This is a genomic window from Mycobacterium sp. 050128, from assembly GCF_036409155.1.
Taxonomy (GTDB): Bacteria; Actinomycetota; Actinomycetes; order Mycobacteriales; family Mycobacteriaceae; genus Mycobacterium.
Map to the genome: position 1 here is coordinate 35,308 of NZ_JAZGLW010000008.1, position 19,268 is coordinate 54,575.

At 64.7% G+C, this 19,268-nt stretch carries 18 protein-coding genes; 5 read left to right on the forward strand and 13 right to left on the reverse strand.

Annotation, left to right across the window (positions count from 1 at the left end):
• Nucleotides 1–61 precede the first annotated feature (61 nt).
• From SKC41_RS29630 to SKC41_RS29655, 6 genes are all read right to left on the reverse strand, one after another.
• Nucleotides 62–5,290: a helicase-related protein gene (locus SKC41_RS29630; RefSeq protein WP_330981257.1), complete on the reverse strand. Its 5,229-nt coding sequence runs from the start codon at nt 5,288–5,290 to the stop codon at nt 62–64.
• A 254-nt stretch (nt 5,291–5,544) separates the two neighbouring features.
• Nucleotides 5,545–6,147, reverse strand: a complete 603-nt coding sequence (locus tag SKC41_RS29635; RefSeq protein ID WP_330981258.1) for a hypothetical protein — start codon at nt 6,145–6,147, stop codon at nt 5,545–5,547.
• Between the two features lie 182 nt (nt 6,148–6,329).
• The gene (locus SKC41_RS29640) at nt 6,330–6,596 is read right to left on the reverse strand and encodes a hypothetical protein (protein WP_330981259.1); all 267 of its coding nucleotides are present in this window, start codon (nt 6,594–6,596) and stop codon (nt 6,330–6,332) included.
• 157 nt (nt 6,597–6,753) lie between these two features.
• Nucleotides 6,754–7,194: a hypothetical protein gene (locus SKC41_RS29645; protein ID WP_330981260.1), complete on the reverse strand. Its 441-nt coding sequence runs from the start codon at nt 7,192–7,194 to the stop codon at nt 6,754–6,756.
• Complete coding sequence (locus SKC41_RS29650; protein ID WP_330981261.1) at nt 7,191–8,324, reverse strand: alpha/beta fold hydrolase; 1,134 nt, start codon at nt 8,322–8,324, stop codon at nt 7,191–7,193. Before SKC41_RS29650 ends, SKC41_RS29645 begins: the two co-directional genes overlap by 4 nt.
• Nucleotides 8,325–8,338: 14 nt before the next feature.
• On the reverse strand, nt 8,339–8,824 hold the full coding sequence (locus SKC41_RS29655) for a nucleic acid-binding protein (protein WP_330981262.1): 486 nt from the start codon (nt 8,822–8,824) through the stop codon (nt 8,339–8,341).
• Between the two features lie 164 nt (nt 8,825–8,988).
• On the opposite strand from SKC41_RS29655, the gene SKC41_RS29660 reads away from it, so the two are divergent.
• Complete coding sequence (locus SKC41_RS29660; RefSeq protein WP_330981263.1) at nt 8,989–9,300, forward strand: hypothetical protein; 312 nt, start codon at nt 8,989–8,991, stop codon at nt 9,298–9,300.
• Between the two features lie 52 nt (nt 9,301–9,352).
• Here the strand turns inward: SKC41_RS29660 and SKC41_RS29665 are convergent, their stop codons facing one another.
• Nucleotides 9,353–9,835: a hypothetical protein gene (locus tag SKC41_RS29665; protein WP_330981264.1), complete on the reverse strand. Its 483-nt coding sequence runs from the start codon at nt 9,833–9,835 to the stop codon at nt 9,353–9,355.
• Entirely contained in the window at nt 9,828–10,250 is a 423-nt protein-coding gene (locus SKC41_RS29670; protein WP_330981265.1) for a WhiB family transcriptional regulator, read from the reverse strand. The genes SKC41_RS29665 and SKC41_RS29670 overlap by 8 nt, the downstream gene beginning before the upstream one ends.
• A gap of 346 nt (nt 10,251–10,596) precedes the next feature.
• Between SKC41_RS29670 and SKC41_RS29675 the strand changes: the two genes are divergently transcribed.
• On the forward strand, nt 10,597–11,217 hold the full coding sequence (locus SKC41_RS29675) for a helix-turn-helix domain-containing protein (protein ID WP_330981266.1): 621 nt from the start codon (nt 10,597–10,599) through the stop codon (nt 11,215–11,217).
• Here the strand turns inward: SKC41_RS29675 and SKC41_RS29680 are convergent.
• The 4 genes from SKC41_RS29680 to SKC41_RS29695 form a co-directional block, all read right to left on the reverse strand.
• On the reverse strand, nt 11,165–12,199 hold the full coding sequence (locus tag SKC41_RS29680; RefSeq protein ID WP_330981267.1) for a C40 family peptidase: 1,035 nt from the start codon (nt 12,197–12,199) through the stop codon (nt 11,165–11,167). The two genes, SKC41_RS29675 and SKC41_RS29680, sit on opposite strands and share 53 nt — an antisense overlap.
• Before the next feature lie 58 nt (nt 12,200–12,257).
• Nucleotides 12,258–13,334: a hypothetical protein gene (locus SKC41_RS29685; RefSeq protein WP_330981268.1), complete on the reverse strand. Its 1,077-nt coding sequence runs from the start codon at nt 13,332–13,334 to the stop codon at nt 12,258–12,260.
• Between the two features lie 118 nt (nt 13,335–13,452).
• On the reverse strand, nt 13,453–14,061 hold the full coding sequence (locus tag SKC41_RS29690) for a hypothetical protein (protein ID WP_330981269.1): 609 nt from the start codon (nt 14,059–14,061) through the stop codon (nt 13,453–13,455).
• A gap of 28 nt (nt 14,062–14,089) precedes the next feature.
• Nucleotides 14,090–15,004: a ParA family protein gene (locus SKC41_RS29695; protein ID WP_330981270.1), complete on the reverse strand. Its 915-nt coding sequence runs from the start codon at nt 15,002–15,004 to the stop codon at nt 14,090–14,092.
• Nucleotides 15,005–17,043: 2,039 nt separating this feature from the next.
• Between SKC41_RS29695 and SKC41_RS29700 the strand changes: the two genes are divergently transcribed.
• Both SKC41_RS29700 and SKC41_RS29705 read left to right on the forward strand, forming a co-directional pair.
• Entirely contained in the window at nt 17,044–17,706 is a 663-nt protein-coding gene (locus SKC41_RS29700; protein WP_330981271.1) for a DUF4226 domain-containing protein, read from the forward strand.
• Entirely contained in the window at nt 17,706–18,071 is a 366-nt protein-coding gene (locus SKC41_RS29705; RefSeq protein WP_330981272.1) for a hypothetical protein, read from the forward strand. The genes SKC41_RS29700 and SKC41_RS29705 overlap by 1 nt, the downstream gene beginning before the upstream one ends.
• A gap of 4 nt (nt 18,072–18,075) precedes the next feature.
• Here SKC41_RS29705 and SKC41_RS29710 read toward each other — a convergent pair whose 3' ends face one another.
• A complete protein-coding gene (locus SKC41_RS29710) occupies nt 18,076–18,609 on the reverse strand; it encodes a hypothetical protein (RefSeq protein ID WP_330981273.1) in 534 nt (177 codons plus the stop codon).
• A 335-nt stretch (nt 18,610–18,944) separates the two neighbouring features.
• On the opposite strand from SKC41_RS29710, the gene SKC41_RS29715 reads away from it, so the two are divergent.
• Nucleotides 18,945–19,250 carry a hypothetical protein gene (locus tag SKC41_RS29715; RefSeq protein WP_330981274.1) on the forward strand — a complete coding sequence of 102 codons (306 nt, stop codon included), beginning with the start codon at nt 18,945–18,947 and terminating at the stop codon, nt 19,248–19,250.
• Nucleotides 19,251–19,268 lie beyond the last annotated feature (18 nt).

The following is a 19,268-nucleotide window of genomic DNA, read 5'->3' on the forward strand; positions in this document are numbered from 1 at the left end:
CCCATGCCGACGTTTCGGGGTCGGCACGCTCTCGATGTCGAGTTGGTCTTCATGTTGGGGGCTAGAGGTCGTGGCCGGGGTGGTCGATGCTGTGTTGGCGGTGTTCGAGGGTCAGGCGTTCGCGGGCCCGCAGGGTTTTGCGTAGGGCGTCGGCGTTGGGGAAGCCGAGTTCTTCGAGCAGGGCCGGGGTGGGGTTGAGCAGCAGGCTCCAACCGGGTTTGCGGCCGCGAGCCTTTAGGCGTTGTTCGGCCGCTGCTGCTTTGGCTTTGGCTTCTGGGCTTTCGGCGGCCATGCGCAGTTCGAGGGTGAGCGCCTTGAGTTCTGCGTCTTTGGCGGCCAGTTCGTCGGTGTGCTCGAACGGCTCTGGGGGGTTGGCCAGGAAGTCGTCGAGGGCGCCTTGATCGCGGTCGCGGTCGTGTTGCAGTCGGGCGTGGTGTTCGGGCAGTCCGTGGTAGAGGTTTTCCACGCGGCGTAGCAGGCCGAGTTGTTTGGGGCCGTTGAGGTCAGCCCCGAGTCGTGCGCCTGTTGAGAGCAGCTCAAGGGCGTCGATGTCGATGGTGCGTGACGGTACAGCCAGGCGCAGCAGGAGTTGGTCGTGGGTGAGGTCGCGGGCGGCGAGGATGTCGATGCCATGAATGTTGGCGCCGATGGGCTCAAATCGGCTGGCACCGCGGTCTTTTCCGGCGGTGTAGGCGCACCGTAGCACGTTGGCGAGCGCTTGGGCGGCGGGGACGCGTTCGGTGTAGGTGGTCTCGGCGATGGTCAGCCGTGGCGGGCCGCCGGCGGCGACGTGAGCGGCGGCGGCCCGGGCGACGGGCGCGAGCTGATCGATGTCGCGTTGCTTGTTGGGGATGGCGCGTTCGAGGATGTTGACCTGCCAGTCGCGGTTGCGGACCGATTGTTGGTGCGCGCGTTGCAGCGCGGTGAGGCGTTTGACGGTGTCGTCGAGTTCGACTTGGCGTAGGTAGCGGGGGTCGCCGGTGGCGATGGCTTTGGTTTCGGCGGCCGCGGCGCCGATGTCGCCGCCGGATAGGTCTTCGATCTCGGTGTCCTTGATTTCGTTGCGGTGCATTTGTTCGATGAACAGGGCTTTGGCTTGTACTTTTTGCCACATGACGGTGTCGTAGGAGCCTTCGGTGACGTAGTTGAAGATGTGGATGCCGTCGAGGTTTTGGTTGCCCTGGCGCAGGATTCGGCCTTCGCGCTGTTCAAGGTCGCATGGTCGCCAGGGCACGTCGACGTGATGCAGGGCCGCGGCTCTGGCTTGCACGTTGACTCCGGTGCCCATCTTTTCGGTGCTACCTATCAGCACCGACACCTCGCCTCTATTGCATTGGGCGAAGAGGTGTTTGAGTTCTTGGAGGTTCTTGGCCTCGTGGACGAAGCGGATCGCGGGTTCGGGCATGCCGCGTTGTGTCAGTTCGTCTTTGAGGGCTTGATAGATGCTGAACTGGCGAGGATTTTTCGACGGGGTGCCGCGGTCACAGAAGACGATCTGCAGCGCGCCGGTGCCGGCCGGGGCGCCGGTGTCGGGGTGGGTGTAGGGGCGGTCGCGGTATTGGTGGTGCACGCTCATGATGCGTTCGGCGACGGCGGCCGCTCGGCTGTGTGGTGGTGCGGGCAGGTGAGCAAGGCGTGGATCGAGGGAGACGTTGCGTCCGTCGGTGCTGATCTTGAGTTGGTTGTCGCGCTGCGGTTGGCGGGCATCGAGATGATCGAGCCTGTAACCGAGGTCGGTGATGAAGTCAACGACTTCGATGTCGGGTTGCAGACTGATGATTTGGCGTTGCCCGGTGTGCAGGGCCGGCAGTGCGACGGGGACCTGATCGCGGGTGACGACGTCGGTGTAAATCGATGACAGGGCGAGCAGCTCGGGCAGGTTGGTGAATTTGCCGACGCGGGTGACGGGGCGCAGTTTGGTTCCGGTGGAGTTGACTTCGATGGTGGTAGTGGTGGCGGTAAAGGCTGCGCCCCAGTCTCCCAGATCGGCGACTCCTGCTTGTTCGAGAAGGTCTGGGCGCAAGTAGGTTTGCATGACCCACAGTTCGCCGAGTGAGTTCGCGATGGGTGTTCCGGTGGCAAAGGTGGCGACGCGTTCGACGGCGCGGTGGGCGGGAATGCCTTTGGCTTGGGCTTCGTCGCGACGCCGCTGGCGCAGGACACGGGGCTTGAGGGCGAGGTCTTCTGCGCGTTGTGAGGCATTCGCGCAGGACAGTTCCTCGATGTTGCAGGTGCGGCCGAGGTTTTTGTAGGTGTGAGCCTCGTCGATCATGAGGTAATCACAGCCTGATTCTTCAAAGCGCAGACCGGCGTCTTTGGTGTTGGCGGCCAACAGCTTTTCGAGCCGGTTTTGAGCAGATTTGATCGCCAGTTCGATGCGTTTCTTGCTGCGGTCAGCTTCGGCGGCTGCGAGCTGTTCACGTAACGTGTCGAGTTGTTCTTCGATGTAGTTGACTCGCATGTCATTGGACACGTTGATCGCGGTGAACGCCGACTGCGGGATGACGACCAGATCCCAGTCGCTAGAGGCGGTTTGAGCGATGAAGCGCCGGCGACCTTCGGCGGTGGTCGCGGCTGACCCGAGTAGCACTTTGGCTGCCGGGTACCACTGTTTGGCTTCGCGTCCGACTTGCTCGGTGATCGAGTTGGGCACGACGAGCCAGGGTTGGCGCACCAGCCCCAAGCGTCGCAGTTCAAGCGCTCCTGCCACGCAGGTGCCCGTCTTGCCTGCTCCGACAACGTGATCCAGCAAAACGGTCGGCTCGGCGATGATGCGCGCGACCGCATTCCGCTGGTAGAAGTGCGGAGTGAAGTGATCAGACATCCCTGGGAAGCGCATATGTGAGCCGTCGTAGGCGGGTGCGCGCAGGGAGTTGAAGCGGCGGTTGTATTCGGCCACCAGGTTGTCGCGGCGATTGTCGTCAGACCACAGCCAGCGGGTGAATTCCTCGCTGATCTTGGCCATTTTGGCTTGCGCGGCGAATGTGGCCTGGGCGTCGAGGACACCTTCGTCGGTGTTGACCAGGACGGCTTTGGAGTTGCAGGCCGCCTCGAGCAGGCTGACGGCGTCGCAGCCGCGCCGGTCGGTGCCCCATTCGTCGGTCATCAGCCGGCCGTGGCGTTTGTAAGAGGGGATGTCGACGATCCAGCGTCCGCCGAGGTGTTCGACGGTGACGCCGGTGATACCGAACGTTTTTTCGGCGAACGCTGCGATGACGGGGGCGGGGATCCAGGGTGCGCCCGGGCGCACTTTGATGTCTTGGGCCTCGCGCTGGGCCGGCAGCACCTGTTGGAGGGCGGCCGCGTAGTCGTTGTAGATCGGATTGGTCTGGGTGGCTTCGAGAGCGCGGGCAAGTTTGGCGCGGACGTTGCCTGAGAGCGCGGTGACCGCGGGGATGAGTTCGTCGGGGTCATCGAGGCTGGGATAGACCAGGCCGGCGATGAGGTCGCGGGCGTCGGCGCTGTCGACCTCGAGGAGCCGGGCGATGAGGTCGACGTCGACGCGTTGGGCGCGATCAAGGCACATCGCCAGCGCTTCTTCGGGAGTGTCAGCGGTGGCCCGTTCGAGGGGGGCGGTGAGCAGGTCGGTGGAGAAGATGGGTGCCTTTTGGGCGGTGCCGGTGTCTTCGTCGAAGATTTCGAGGGCGGCGACCAGCGCCCAGCCGGGGTCGTGGCGCATTCCGCCGTCGAGGTGCCGGCGCTTCTTGTAGGGGGCGGGCGCTTCGGAGGCTTCGATGTCCCAGTGGGCGGCGAGCTCGTCGGGTATCGGCCCGTTGTAGGGGTGTTCGGGGGTGCCTTCCGCGGTGCGCCAGGCGGTTTCGGCGGCGGCGAGGCGCTGGGCGCGGCGTTCTGGGGTGACACTGGGGTAGACCCAGGTGAACCGGTTCACCGGGCCGTGGCGGCTCACGTAGTTGTCGTAGAGAGTGTTGAGGTGACCGCGGAGCTGATCGCGTTCGGACGGTGGGCGGCCGTCGCGTTGCGAGGCGATCAGGCTGGCTGCGACGTCGCGCAAGCTGATGAGTTCGCGGGTCTCTGCCAGAAGGGTTTTGGGGGTTTTGTGAGGCTCCCATTGGTGTCCGGCCCAGTATTCGATGCCGCGAGTGTTCTGGTTGTAGCGCAGGGTGTAGAGGGGGGTGTCGGCGCCGCGGTCGGTGGCGGTGATGAGTCCTGGATCGAATAGGTTTGCCGAGACGTCGGTGAGGTCTGCGGTGGTGGCGGTCAGTCCCAGGCCGCGTTGGCGTGCGGAGTCGATCAGGGAGTGCAGCCGCTGGCTGAGCTGATCGGCGAGCTCGGTGCCGCTGGCGCCGCGCACGGTGAGTTGAGGGGAGCCGTTGAGCCCGTGTCCGAGCTCTAGTTGGCCGAGCACGTTATGCGGGTTTGCGGCGAAATACGAGTTGAGAGTCAGTGTTTCGGCGCCGCCGGTGTCGGGGTCGGTGAGTTCGACAGCCTCGGTGTTGACCCAGTCGGGCAGCTCGTCGGCGGTAGGTGTGCGCGCGTCACGGCGGCGAAGGATCAGAAGGTCGGTGACGACCTCGGTGCCGGCGACGCGGGCGAAGGCTTTGGAGGGAAGCCGGATGGCGCCGATGAGATCGGCTTTGGCGGCGATTTCACGCCGGGCCGAGGATTTCGCGGCGTCCAGGGTGTAGCGGCTGGTCAAGACGGCCACGTAGCCGCCCGGTGCGGTGAGGGCCAGGGATTTGAGGATGAAGTGGTTGTGGATGCTGTGTCGGGCCGGGTTGTAGGCGGGGTCGGTGACCGCGTAGCGGCCAAAGGGAACGTTGCCGATGGCGGCGGTGAAACTGTTCTCCGGAACGCGGGTGGTCTCAAAACCTTCGTGGCGGATTTGCGCTGAGGGGTAGAGCAAGGCGGCGATGGCGGCGGTGGTGGCGTCGCTTTCGACGCCAACCATGACAGCATTGGCGGGGGCGTGGGCGATGAATGTCCCTGATCCGCAACCTGGTTCCAGGACGCGGCCGCCGGAAAATCCGGCCCGCCCTAGTGCGTCCCACACCGCGGCAGCGATGGCGGGATCGGTGTAGTGGGCGTTGAGGATGGAGGCTTCGGCTTGGCGGTATTGCTCGCGGTCGAGCAGCTCGGCCAGAGTGTTGCGTTCGTCGTCGAGGTCGTGGTGGCGGGTGTCGAAGACCTGGGGTACGGCACCCCATCCCGACCAGGCGGCCAGGGTGCGTTGTTCGGCCGGGGTGGCGGGGCGTTGGGCGTCGTGCAGGGTGCGCAGCAAGTGGAGGGCGGCGATGTTGGCACGGATGCGGGCCTTGGCGCCCGACGGCACGAGGGTGTCGAGGCTGGCGGGAAAATCGGTGGGGGTGGTGAAGGCTTGTGCGGCCGGGTCTGCGGCTGGCGGTGCGGGCGCAGCAGCAGCCGGTTCCGCATCGTCTGGATCTGTTGGCGGCTCAGCTGACTCGCGTGCTGGTGCTTGCTGGCGCGGGACGGTGGGTGCTGGCGGTGGTAGGGGCGTGCCCCCGGGGTCGATCGCGCGCGGATCGGTGGGTTGATCGAGCTGGTCGAAGAGGGACGGTTGGGCGTTTACCGCTCGGGCAGGCCGTCGCGGCGCAGGTCGGTGTGGACCATCTGCGCTAGCTGGGCGGTCAGCGGGTCCTGCGGGCCGTCCGGTAGCGGGAGACCCTCCTCGGCGCGGGCCGCGAGGAGGTATCCGGCTTTGATCCGAAACACCGCCGAGAAGTGCGGGTCTGGCCACAGGTGGGTGATCAGTTCCTCGTGGTCCTGGCTCGGTTCGCTGCGGTACTGCGGTCGAGTCCAGCGTTGATCCCAGGGCACTTGGCTGCGGTCGGGCATCGGCTGGTCCTCGCCCCACAGGGTGCTGGGCTGGTCGTCTTCGGTCGGGCTCTGCTCGTAGAGCTCGTTGGCCAGCACGATTTCCATCGCCTGGCTGCGGGCGGTGTTGAGCAGTCCCACCTTGGTCTGGTAGTCCGGGTGCTGGCCGTGGACTTTCGTCCACTCCCCTACCGCCTGGGCGCCCATCTCGGCTGCCAGTTCGGCTACTTGATGGCTGATCCTGCTCGCCTCGTCGTCCAGAAAGGCTTGGCGTTGCTCGGGGCTCCACTGCTGCAGCTGCACGGTCTGTGCGTAGGCTTGCGCCACGATCTGACGAATCTCTGGGCTCGTCACTGTCACCGTCCCGGCCGAAGATGTCGAACAGACCCGGCTGGTGTGGGTCTGGCCGTGTGCTCCGTGCCATATTGTGCGCTCCGCTCGTAGTGTGTCGGGGTCGGGGTAACCGTGCTCGGCCATGAATCGGCGTAGCCGGCGCTCAGCGAGCTTTTGTCGCCGTGCTGCCGCACTGGCGGTCATTACCTGGCGACTTTCACGAAATCGAGCCGGGTTGGGACGTTGATGTCCCGGGCGGCACGAATTGACCAGCCGCAGCGCAGCATGTGTTCGCGCCGGGCGGCGTCAGGCTCGACGATAGCCATGGCGGTGTCGGCGTCATGGGCCAAAGTAGAGCCACACCAGGCATAGGGCCGATCGGCCGGATCGCGCACAACCCATCCTGAGTTGTCCTGGGGCTGGGCGCTCGCGCGTGCAGTCGTATCGGTGGTATCACTGGCGGTGAACATGGCACAGACTTCCTTTCCAGAGCCGGGTTTTGCGGTTGTGTGAGTCGACGTGGCGCTGGGCATGACCGGCCGGTATGAGCAGCGCGGAAGCGGAAATCGTTGTGGCGCCGCGGTTTCGAAAGGGATGCTCGCTGTTGTGCGGCAAGCCTCGGTCGGGTCAGCCATGGTTGCCTGCGGGCTCGCAGCGTTTGGTGCAAGAACAGGTTGGGCCTGGCAGGTCTCCGGAGCTCGACAAGGAGGCATCGGAGTCGGGTTCGCCGGCGGCGATGGCTAGGGCTTGCGCGAGCAGCCGATGAGCGCGGCGGGCGGTGGGGATGTCCCAAGGGGTAAACCTGGGGACGTCGAAGAGGATGTCGCGTTGACGGGTGGGCCCTTGGCTGGTGAATTGCTCGATTTCCTCGACGGTCACGACTTGATGCGTGGTGATTTGGCGTCGCCAGGTGTGAAAACGCACCGGCCCGGCTTGCCAGGCGTCATCCCATTCGTGCCCGGGGGGTTTGTCACACCACGCAGGGCATTGCCCGAGCGGGGGTCCGCTGCGGTCGGCGTCGGCGAAGTCGTCGTGATGTCGTCGCTGCGGGACGGGGTCGAGCTTCATGACGGTGACCCTGCTGTTTTCAGGGGTATGGCTGCTGGTGGGCTGCTGCGGGCATTTGGTGCCACTTCCTGAGGGGGCCATGGGGGCAGCGCGTCGGTGATGGCGCGGCCGATGATGGCCGAAGCTTGTTGCGGCAACATGTGGCCCGCACCGGGCACGTTGACGCAGCGGGCGCCGGGGATGGCGGCCGCGATGTCGCGGCTGTGGGCCGGCGGTGTGAGGGGATCAGCCGCGCCGCAGATGATGGTGGTTTGTGCCTCAATGGCGCGCAGGGTCGGGTAGACGTCGTAGGTGCGCAGTGTGGGAAGAAATCCCAACGCGGTGCTCGGCGCTGACATGCTCAGCGCCGTCAGTGTCATGGCGGCCAAGGTCGCAGCCGGTAGACGGCTGCCGAGATGCGCTGCCGTCAGGCATACCGGCTTGAGGATTCCGCATAACAGGTGTTCGGGGGCGTGGGTGCCCAGGGCGAGCAGCTTGCCGATTCCCGGAGTGGCAAGCAGCCGGCCAAGACCGCGTTCGGTGAGCTTGCCCGCTGCGGTGGCAACCAGGACGAGACCGGTGGGTTCCACGGGCCGTTGACTCTTAGGGCGCCGCAGGTAGGCCAAGGCAGTCATTCCGCCCATCGAGTGGGCGACAACGGTCAGGGAACCGGTGACGCTGAGTGCGCGCAGCACCTGGGCGAGGTCATCGCTGAGCTGGTCGATGGTGTAGCTGCTCAGTGGAGCACTTGCCGATCGGCCGTGGCCGCGGTGGTCATAGCTGATTAGCCGCAGCGAGGGTCCGTATTGGTGGCGAAGGGTTTGGATGTGGACATCCCAGGTGCTGCTGTTGAGACAGAGCCCGTGCAGGAACACGATGGTGTGTCGAGGGTGTTGAGAGCCAAAGTCGTTGACTGCCAGCTGGACACCATCGCTGGTGAGGACCATCCGCAGGGTCGGTGCGGATGCGGGTGCCGGTGTGGTAGCAGGGTGCGGCCGCACCGAGGGCCACACAACGAGGGTTGCTCGATGACGTTGGCTGCTGTCCGGTTTGGCCAGTGTGGGGCTAGACATCAGCTGCTCGTCGGCTCGACGGATGGGCTGGGAGCCCGTGGCGTTCGTGTTGCGGGTGGCGCATTGCGCTGTGCTCATCAGGTGTGCCTTGTCTAGTGGATGAGCGCTAAGCGCGGGCTGTGATGTAGAGGGGATTCGCCGTTGGTATCGCGGCTGGGCTGGATTTCGATGCTCCAGCCGGTCAGTTCGCGGGCAAGGCTGATGTTGCTTCCCGCCTTGCCCAGTGCGCGCCGGTAGTCGTCGGGGTGGACGATGACGCGGATCCGGCGCTGCTCGGTGCTGATGACCTCTGCGTGCGCGCACGGTAGACCGAGGGCGTTTGTCGCGTAGGTGGTGGGATCGCTGTCGTGGGCGACGATGCTGACACGTTCGCCGTGGAGTCGTTTTTCGACGTCGGCGATGCGAAGCCCGCACCAGCCGATGCACACGCCGACAGGGTTAATACCCGGAATACGGCCTCGGACAGCGACTTTGGCTCGCACGCCGGGGTGGCGGGCGATGGCAACGACTTCGACGAGGCGGTTCGCGATTTCGGGTATCCGCTCATTGAGCGCCGCGTAGAGGGGATCGGTGATCATTGGTGCGGGCCCCGTTTCGGGGTTGTGTTCAAGCGGATCGCTGCATCACAGCCGCCGAGGCCGAACAGCTGCCAGGGGATGAATCGGGCGGGACCACCATGAGGTGTTGGACACCAGAACCCCCAGGGGCGCCGCCGTGGGCCCGTCAACACGATGCTCCAGCAGTGCTGGGGTATGCCGTCGGAATTGGTTATAAGCTCGATGCGGTGCCGGTGCTCTGCGCGGCGGATCGCCACGGCGCCGGGGCGCCGCAGAACTGCAGCCGATTCTGTGATCTCACGGTAGGAACCGGCGAGCATGAGCGATACGAAATCCCATGGGTGATCGTGAAAGCCCCGCGGATCATCGGAACGGGTGAAGTGGTGCAAGTAGAGGTTCAGTCCCCGATTCGGTGGTATGAGGAACCAGCGCAGCAAGTAGGGGGCGTCAGGCTCGCCGATGATCTGGTGCGGTTTGCCGCTCAACAGTCGCGGTAGCCAGCGTTGCGGGACCGGGACACTGATGCTCGCACTCATTGGTGGCGCTCCCCTACCGCTGGCCCGGTGTGGTGTGCCCGAGCAGCCCGGCGCAACGGATCAGTACACGAGACAGGGCAGCCGCTGCGGTGTCCGCGTCGCCATCGAGGGCGATCCGGTGCGCGCATCGGGCGCCGGCGATGAGATGTTCGCTGGCGCGCGCGATGTCGTGCCGGCCGTTGTGCGGTGCTGTGGTGGCGTCGGTGAAAGCGGCTTCTAGAGACGCGATTTCGCGGTCTGCCGGATTCGGCGCCGGCAGCCAGGTGATTTCGCGGCCTTGAGTGGCTCCTCGCTGAACGAGGCCTTGACGTTGCAGAGTGCAAAGCACGCGGTATACCTGCTCCTGGATGGGAGGCCGGGCCGCCGCTACCCCGGTGATGGGAACCGCCGGGGCGCGTTCGCGCAGCTGTGCTGTGGTCAGGGGGCGTTGGGCACTGCGTAGCTGCGCGAGCAGATCGTCGCGCAGGATGCGGGTTGCCGCGGTGATGTTAGGCACTGGCCCGCTCCGTGAAGGCGGGTGCGGCCACGGGCGGCGTACGACGCGCGATCGCGGCGGCGCGGCGCCGGCGTTGTTCTCGTTGGCTGGCCGCGAAGTGCACCGCCTGGCGGATTTCTAGGGAACGGCGCCGCCATTCCGGGGATTGGTGTTGGTAGCGGTCGATTACCTCGCGGAGCCGAGAACGTGCCGCCCCTAGAGCAGCGTCGTGGCGAGCGCCTGGGAGCGCGACCGATGCCCACACTCCGTCGGTGACCTTGAGTCTTAGAGCCCGTTCGGCGCAGCTGACGATGACGGGACAGTTCCTGCAGATGGCGGCGGCCCTTTGTGCGCCGCTATAGGCGCGGAACCAGTCGTCACCGTCGTCGTATGCGCACAAGCCGGTGTCTGCTTTCAAGGGCCGGATGTTCGTCATGACGCTCTCCATTCTTGCCTAAACCTGCGTACGCACCTGCGCATGTTTCCTGTTGTAGACGTTTATAGCTGCTTACGCAATGTTAGGCAACACCTCGGAGGACAAAGGTTGCCAACCACATCGAATTCGCAGGTCAAATGCGTGACTTGTGGGCGACAGGTTCGACCGCGAGGCAGCGGCGCGGCCCTTGTTTCTGCTTATTCCTGCGTAATCTTGGTGGGCGAGTCGACAGCTGGTTCTGGTTCTTGACGTGTCCAGACGTGCGTGACCGTGGTCAACTTCTATAGTTGACTGGGAGGTAGCTGAAGGTCGTCGATGGGACGATCCGCGATCGTGAAGGGATGCGGTGAGCGAGGAGGAGACCCCGTTCGACCGGGTGGGTAAGGCTGTTGCCGAGCGCCGCATCGAAGTCGGGTTCGAAACTCAGCGAGAATTGGCTGAGGCCGCGGGTGTGGCGCTGAACACCGCCGCGCTCCTGGAGCGTGGGAAATCGTGGCCCCAGGCCGCCAACCGCACCAAGTTTGAAGATGCACTGCAATGGCCGCGTGGGACTCTCAATGCGCTGCGCCGCGGACAGCCCATCCCGGAATCGGCGCCGCGATCCGCTGTTGCGCCCTCTGCGCCTGTGGCGCCGACTGATCCCCGTGCAAATTTACAGGCGTTGGGCATCGCGACCGCTGTGGCGGCTATCGCGGCGACATGTACGCGAATTCTGGTGCGGGACAACAACAATCCGGATGCCAAGGCGGCGCTGCGTGAGCTGGATAATCAACTGTTGCAGCTAGAGTCGCTGATCGCTGCGAGCTTGCCCCACGTGGCGGGATCGTCGTTTAGTGAGACCATGTCGGCGCTGGCGCAATTGCATGAGTACCGCGACGTCATCCGTGACGCCGCCGAGGCACCGCCCCAGAGCGCTACGCCGTCGGCCGGCGCGCCACGTACGAGGATGGCATCGGCGAGATTTTGACCGGGACGCCGGATTGTTGGGCTTCCACGACCTGGGTGGGGCTGATCGCGAGCATGACGTGGCCGGCCTCGGGGAAGATGAGGTCTCCGCCTTCGACCTGACCGTGAGGCACCGCCGCACCTTGGTGGATTTGGGTGTAGGTATCTGGCCCCAAGGTGATGCCGGCTTGCGCGTATGCCCAGTGGGTCAGGCCCGAACAGTCAAATTGACTGGGGCCCTTGGCTCCCCAGACATAGGGGCACCCTAAGCGGGTCAGTGCTTCTTTGACCGCGATGCGCGCTAATGGGCTGCCGCCGCTGATGGCGGCGTCGTGACTGCCGGCAAGTTCGGGGTGATCGCCGCGGTGGCCTCGGTTCAGCGTGGAAAGGGCGGTACTGAGGCCGGGGATTGACCCCAGTCCCCCGCTGCCCATGCCCATGCCCATGGGTGCGCCGCCCATCATGGGGCTCGCGCCTGCCATCGGGCTGCCACCGCCCATCCCGCCGTACCCAGCGGAGCCCTGCTGAATCAGCCGGGCGAGCTCGACGTTGCGGCGCTCAGAGACCCGCAAGAGCGCCTTGGCCCGGTCAAGCTGGCTTTGCAGATGGGTGACCAATTCGCGCTTGCCCGCCGGCGTGCCAGTCGCCGGGGCGATCGCGGCCACCCCTGAACGGGCGTCGGTGATCACCCCGTCCATGCGCCCACCACCATTGACAGCGGCCTGACCGGTGCCATTCAACGGCGGTCCTGTGCCGTTATCTGCGCCGATCGCGCCGTCGAGCGCGAACTGCTGACCCTGATTGGCCACCCCGTAGGTTGTGGCCGCTCCCCCACTCCAGCCCGCGGCGGCGGCCTGGCCAGTCTGGGCCACACCGTCACGAGCAGTCACCAACGCCGGCGTCGAGGACCACCCAGAATTGGTCACCGGTGCGGATCCAAACAACCTGCGACCATCGCCGAGCGCACGGCCAGCCGCGGCCACCAGCTCATCGAGCGAGGTCATAGCAGGCAGTATCACCCAAACCGGCCCCAGGCGGCTATCACCACCACCAACTTCGGTGTTAATACCCCTTGGGGGGGCGGGTTGGGTCGGCCTGTTGGATGTTGGCCGCCAGGTTCGAGGCGTCACCGGCGACGTGGTAGCGGCGACGGGCGTAGTTGATGAACGCGCATGCTTCGGCGACGTCGTCAGATCGGCTGCCGGAGGTGCCTGGCTGATGGTACTGGCGGAAGGTTGCCCCGGTGAACTGGAACGATCCGTCGCTGGGGTCGCCCTTTGCGGCGTTGGAGTCACTGTGGTTGACGGCACCGTTATTGAAACCGGACTCACGCTTGGCCACGACCATCATTCCGGCTTCCCAGCGGGCTCGAGCGGTCGGGTCGTATATGCCTTCGATGTCGAGGGCCTTGCGGATGGCAGCGCGTACACGATCTGCTCCTGGACCCGTGGGTTCGGCTGCCAGCGAGAGCTTGTCACTGCGCTGTCCGCGGTGGCTTCGGTTAAGAGCGGATAGGGCAGCGCTTAGACGCGGAAGCATCAGCGGGCTACCCAGTCCCCCGCTGCCCATGCCCATGCCCATGGGTGCGCCGCCCATCATGGGGCTCGCGCCTGCCATCGGGCTGCCACCGCCCATCCCGCCGTACCCAGCGGAGCCCTGCTGAATCAGCCGGGCGAGCTCGACGTTGCGGCGCTCAGAGACCCGCAAGAGCGCCTTGGCCCGGTCAAGCTGGCTTTGCAGATGGGTGACCAATTCGCGCTTGCCCGCCGGCGTGCCAGTCGCCGGGGCGATCGCGGCCACCCCTGAACGGGCGTCGGTGATCACCCCGTCCATGCGCCCACCACCATTGACAGCGGCCTGACCGGTGCCATTCAACGGCGGTCCTGTGCCGTTATCTGCGCCGATCGCGCCGTCGAGCGCGAACTGCTGACCCTGATTGGCCACCCCGTAGGTTGTGGCCGCTCCCCCACTCCAGCCCGCGGCGGCGGCCTGGCCAGTCTGGGCCACACCGTCACGAGCAGTCACCAACGCCGGCGTCGAGGACCACCCAGAATTGGTCACCGGTGCGGATCCAAACAACCTGCGACCATCGCCGAGCGCACGGCCAGCCGCGGCCACCAGCTCATCGAGCGAGGTCATAGCAGGCAGTATCACCCAAACCGGCCCCAGGCGGCTATCACCACCACCAACTTCCCGCACCAGACCCCCGGACCGCCGGGGCCCCCCGGCGGGGTATGAAGCCCACCCAAGTGCGGGATCAATCAGCCTTGAAATAGAACCGCAACGCCTGCTCCACCAGAGCACTACGCGACGGCGCGTTCCACTCGGCCACCAGTCCATCAAGGACCTTGCCATCGGCCTGATTCAATCCCGTCAAGGGAATACGTGCAGGCGGTTGAGCATGGCGTCGCCTTCGCGATGATGTCGCAGGCCGTCGGGAGAACAATCCCCCTCCCCCAGCCGCCTCGCTGATCGCTTCGGTACGCCAATATGTCGCGAGCTGCTCTTGATGGGCTTCGATCGCATCGAGGACGACTTGCGCATACGTGCGGGCGCTAATGGGATCACGACTGCGCTCCTTGGTCGTTAGCTGGCGCAGTAGCCGGTGAATTTGGGGCGCCACTTCAGCGGTGGGGACGCTCACAGCGGCGCGGGACCTCCGCGATCGGACTGTGCGCTGCTCCGAGGCCGAGCCAGCTAATGGCGCCGAAAGGTCATCCTCGGCTTCCCGAGCCAAGTAATCGCCGTCGGTATCCTCGTTGGAGTCCACCGCCGCGGCCTCATTACGCGCGGGCACCGCAGGCCGCTGAGGCATGAGGTCATCGATGTCATCGAGTTGTTCGGCGAAAACGCCCTTCTTTGTCACGTGCTCGGCCCCTTCTTTCGGTCACACGTCAGGTTTGCGGGAGCTGGGCAAATACCCGCTGCAGGATCTCGCGGGTCAGGTTTTGGTAGTCATTTGCCAGCGACACAGGATCGCTCGAACGCAAACGGGGAATATCTTCACTTCGCCCTTCACGCAGCGCTGCCAACAACGCCGTCTGACTTTCCTTACTGGCTTGCACCAGCTCCTGAGCAGTGAGGTGGCGTTCACGTGTCTCAAGGGCCGGCCCCGACGCGTGACGAATCGTCGCGGTAAATGGCTCCGCACTGGAACCCTCAAGCAGATCGCGCACCCGATTCGAGATGAATTCATTGCGGGCTGTGGCCCGAGGGTTGACCTGGAACAATACGACGCCGAGCAACGTGATGGCCGAGCCGCGGCGCCTGGCCCGTAAGTAGCTGGTCGCCAACTGCTCAACTCCGCGCATGGACCCACTGTCTTCGCGCGCCGGCACGACAAGATGCGAACACACTTCGAGCAGGGCCAACAATAGCGTGACGTCACCGTGACCCGAGTCGACAAGAACAAGATCGTACTTCTCGCGCTCACAAAGGTCGTTTAGCGCGCGTCGGAAATTGTCAGCGATGTCGATCCCGGCATCGGCGGCCCGGTCTGCCGAGGTAGACACCAAGCCAAGGCTCGGTCCCCCCATGACGATGTCTAGATTCGGGCGAATATCTTTGAACGGCTTCAGGTCAGCGCCGTACTGCATGACCGATGCCAGATGACGGCCCTTATCCCATTGGGTGGGCGGTACGCCCAGGTCTTCGGTAGTGAGATTTCCCTGCTGGTCAACGTCAAATACCACTACGCGACGGCCGCGGCGCGCGACAGCGACGGCGACGTTGGCGACGATCGAAGACTTCCCCACCCCGCCCTTTTGGTTCCCAACCAGAACGGCGGGCGTGCCCGCTGCTGCTGCCATGGCGGCCACTATACCTGACCATCCGCGTTTTGGTACACATGCACAAGCGCTTTGCAGGGCAACTGCCAACGTGGTTGGTCAGCATCATGGTCTGGTGGGGGTCAGCGCGCATCGATGTGCGTCTGGGAACGTCACTAAACAAGGGCTGTTACACCACGGGGTACAGCGACCATGATACCGCCCGGTACACACCCCTTTGCCCTGCCATTGTCCGTAGTTCGTACACGTGATCTGGAACGGTGCGTCGGCGCGCGCGAGCCCACACACCGTGCGACATGGCCCGATGGCCGCGTGGCGCAGCGGTGTGCGATACACCTGTGCAATGGTGTGCGCATGATGAGCACCGCACGGTCGCAAATGTGTGTGTGCATGCGCATGCCACTGCGACTGTGCATGCGCGTTGTCATGCGCTTAGCGCAGCGCTTGACCAGGGAGTCCGCAACGCCGCGTGTACAGTCTCTGCTGAAGGAGTGTGGCATCCACGTGGCCCAGCACGGGGTGAACCATGTTGTCGTGCGTATGTGAACCCAGGTGTACACATCCGTCCGCCGCCACGGGACGAGCCGTCGAGGCAAGTACATGGTCCGACCAATTGGTACGCGCACGACCGCGGGTATGGTGCTACGCATTGCTAGCCATTTCTGGATGCTCCACGTCAGACGCGAGGACCAGGGGAGTGGACTACCCATGGCGAGGGCGATCACCATGAGCGTGCCACCGCGGGTCCTCGTGCAGCTCGTCCCCATGAAGGCGCTGCTCGGCGCGGCTTGCACGCCCCTCACCATAGACGGCCAGCAGGCGTTATGCAGTCACATAGGCATCCGTTTGGTGCGCGCGTGTCGCTGCAACGATGTAATTTCTAGCCGGTCGGCTTACGGCCCGGCGGCTGTATGTCGCGCTCGAATGCGTAGGTCACAGCCCCGAGAAAGTAGTTCGCGGCTCGGACCCCACGCATTGGGAAGTGTAAGCAAGGCGCGATTCCCACGCCCGGATAGATTCGGCTGGGAGACGAGCTGACGAACTCACTCATCCGAAACAGCGCGCGAGCATGTCAGTCCAGTGACACCAGGCAGGTGACCGCGGAGCACGGTCCCAGTCCTATAGGCCCGGACCATTTGGGCTGACTCGCGATCGACCGCCGCCCTTAACCATGAGCCCTGGAAAGTAACCTGTGAACCGGCGTTTCTGGACCGCACGGTGGAAAGTCGCGGGTCGGCGAGCACGATCCAGAGGTGCATATTCGTGCCGACTGCCTTCCCCTACCTCGCGATGTCCGATAGCCGACCGCATAGGCCATGCTTCGCTTGTGGCGTCGTCGGGGGGATCAGTACTGGCGGTATCGGGGCAGTACGTTTAGGCCTGGCTGAGAGGAACCCTGATCGCTGCGAGGTTCGGGAAACGTCCCGGCAAAATACGTCCGTCTGGCGTCGGGCCGGGGATGTTTCGGGTCGAAATCTCTGCCGCATTGATGCTAGCGACCCGCTCCGTGTCGCGCTGGAGGTGTCATGCGCCGCAAGTCCCGTTGCGGAGGACCGCCGGCTATTTGCGGCAACCAGGAATGGGAGCGACTTTGGGCTGTGGTCCCGCCCGCCGGCGCCCGCCATCGAGGCCGCCGGCGGGAACACGAGGACGGGGACTTTTGGGTGGCGTCAGTGTTCGCGTCGAGATTGTGGGTCGAATGCATGCGACACCCGGAGCAGCGAGCGGGGGCGTGTGTGACCAGCGGTTTTACCGCGGCGCGGAAATTTGGGATTAGCCCAGAGAAGCACAAAGGGCCCTAGCTAGCGTGCTCACGAAACAAAGCCCTCGCCGGCCGCAGCCCCCCGGATAAGGCACCGTTTGGCGCCCCAGGACCAAATTAGGGCGTTTCTGCAGGTGGCGACTTGCGGGGCAGGGCGTGGTTTCAGCTAATCCGGATAACACGGCTGTACTACGCTGACACCGCCGCGCCGCTGCGTGGGCACCAGGACACCATGGCAGGACGCGCTTTGGCGGATGATGCCGACATTCTCGGAGTGAGTGAGCGCGATACTGGGCGCATGTCACTCGAGGTGCTGATAACGGAGGCAGCCCGCGCACTAAGCGATGCCCGCAAGCTATTCGGGCCCTCCCCAGTCAACGGGCGATGGCCCTCACCTCAATTCCTGGTCGACGGCCGACAAGCCGTCGCCGAGGCCGGGCGGGCGGCGGCGTCAAGCTGGCGCGGCCAGGCCGAAACGGCGTACCGCTCGGGCAGCAGCAAGCAGCTGCAATGGTTGGACAACACAATCACGGCGGACACCCGAATTGCTTCGCCCTTCGCCAACGCCGGACAAGGCGTCATGGAGGGGGCTCAGAACATGGACGGCTTGATCGCCGAGACCCGCTCCGGAGTCAATGCGCTGGCCCCTCGGGCGCGTACCACTGCCGGCCAGCGGGAGCTGGCCACGTACCTAGAGGGCCAGGTCAACCGGGCCAAAGATCTGGTACAGACCTTTCAGGAACGCAGCACCGACCTCGCGGCACGCATTGATGCCGCCGCTCTCGGTTACCATGCCGACCGCCCGGGCACACCGCAAATTGCACTCAAGCCTCACCAGGGATACATCATTTGGTGCACACCCTCGACTACCGTGGATGGGTACATATGCGAATTCCTCCAGGATGACGGTTCGATCATTTGGAGGCATTCACCCATCGACATCACTGGAGGCATGCCGTAGTGGACGTCGAAACGCAAGCCGACATCGAACGGCTCATGGTGGAGCGCAACGTCTCCTTTGTCTTCAAGCCCTGCATCATCGAGCAGCCAGACGGCAGCTGGCTAGCTCGGTATCCGGGGGCGGATTGGTCAGTCAGCGGCGATAATGAGACCGAGGCACGCCAGCGGCTCCGCGCCGAGCAATTGGCCCGGATGGGCGACTCCACCCATGCGGACTGGAAGATTCAAGCTGTCCGCCAATACCTGGAGAACGGCCATGCCGATGGGGTGTATGCGCTGGATAACGACACTGTCGGCCAGGTGATTGACGCCGGGACGTCGACGGCTCTCGATGCCGCGGTGGCTGCCGTCGACCACCCGCGCTAGGTTCTTAGAGCGGTCCGAGGCTGTCGGGGGCCAGCAGCTGGGTCAAGGCGTCGGAGTAAGCGTCCAGAATGCGCTCGTTGCGCTCGGAATCGGCGGCTAGGTCCTCTTTGAGCATTTCGATCAGTTCTGCTTGCTGAATCGTCACTCGGGCCAGCTTGGACATCAGCTGGCGCGCCGTCCGGCGGTCCTCGCGGGCCTGGTGGCGGGCCAGATCGGCAGCGACTTTAAGTTCGTGCGCGGCCGCATTCACCCGTGCTTCTTGACGTTGCCACCATTGCCCAAATGCTGCGCTATCGGCGACGGCGCCGGGGTGGTGCGGTGCCCGGCGTGGTGGGGGAGAGGTTTGCCGACGTGCCAGCTCTTCATCCAACGACCACTTCCACACACGAACTGCGTGCTTGGGGACGCGTTTTTGCCGATACTGCGGGCCGCTGAGTTTTCCCGAGCTCAGCATCTGACTGACCCGCTGGGCGGTCACGCCGAGCAGCGCTGCGGAGTCGGCCAACGAGTAGCCGTCCGGTTCGCGAGGCGATGACACGCCTCCATTGTGCCCAAAACCGGTTATGTAAGTAAGTCATCGGCCAAATCTTGTGACACGCCCGCGGACGTTCGCTGCCCGTCGACAACGCCGTGTGAAACTTACTTACATGAACGCCAGCTGGTTGGACCGCGGGCGCACGCTCGGTGTCTCCTGTCATAGCAGGTCAGATGCAGTAGTATGGGCGATATACCAACCTAGGCGCCGATTGTCTCTATGGAAGCGAATCTTTACATGAGTGCCCGCGATCCGCGCAGCACCGGGGCTATGGGGACCGTCGCTTACTTACGTGTGCACACGGTGTGCACCGGCGATCACGTTGCGAAGGAGTTGCGATGAACAGCCAAACGGCCCTGAGGCACCGCAGCGCGGCCGACGACGCCGAGGCCATGCGCCGCAAGAAGCGCCAGGGGTCTGAGACTCGGAGCATGGTGGGCCGTCTGCAGGTGCGCTATGACACCGACAAGCTCCAGGAGCTCGAGGCGGTGGCGGGGCGCCACTTGCCGACCCTGATCCGCCAGTATGGCGATTTGCTGACCGAACTGCTGCCGGTGGCTGAGCAGCGCGGATTAGATCCGGTGGAGCTAATCCGCCAGACCGCGACGTCGCTGCTTGACTCAACTGATCGGCTGTCGGCCTAACTCTGCGAGGCAACGCCC

Excerpts from the sequence above, each read along its gene's own strand:
- SKC41_RS29640 (WP_330981259.1), bottom strand. The coding sequence starts at position 6,596 with ATGTTCACCGCCAGTGATACCACCGATACGACTGCACGCGCGAGCGCC.
- SKC41_RS29645 (WP_330981260.1), bottom strand. The coding sequence starts at position 7,194 with ATGAAGCTCGACCCCGTCCCGCAGCGACGACATCACGACGACTTCGCC.
- SKC41_RS29650 (WP_330981261.1), bottom strand. The coding sequence starts at position 8,324 with ATGAGCACAGCGCAATGCGCCACCCGCAACACGAACGCCACGGGCTCC.
- SKC41_RS29655 (WP_330981262.1), bottom strand. The coding sequence starts at position 8,824 with ATGATCACCGATCCCCTCTACGCGGCGCTCAATGAGCGGATACCCGAA.
- SKC41_RS29670 (WP_330981265.1), bottom strand. The coding sequence starts at position 10,250 with ATGACGAACATCCGGCCCTTGAAAGCAGACACCGGCTTGTGCGCATAC.
- SKC41_RS29680 (WP_330981267.1), bottom strand. The coding sequence starts at position 12,199 with ATGACCTCGCTCGATGAGCTGGTGGCCGCGGCTGGCCGTGCGCTCGGC.
- SKC41_RS29685 (WP_330981268.1), bottom strand. The coding sequence starts at position 13,334 with ATGACCTCGCTCGATGAGCTGGTGGCCGCGGCTGGCCGTGCGCTCGGC.
- SKC41_RS29695 (WP_330981270.1), bottom strand. The coding sequence starts at position 15,004 with ATGGCAGCAGCAGCGGGCACGCCCGCCGTTCTGGTTGGGAACCAAAAG.
- SKC41_RS29700 (WP_330981271.1), top strand. The coding sequence starts at position 17,044 with ATGTCACTCGAGGTGCTGATAACGGAGGCAGCCCGCGCACTAAGCGAT.
- SKC41_RS29715 (WP_330981274.1), top strand. The coding sequence starts at position 18,945 with ATGAACAGCCAAACGGCCCTGAGGCACCGCAGCGCGGCCGACGACGCC.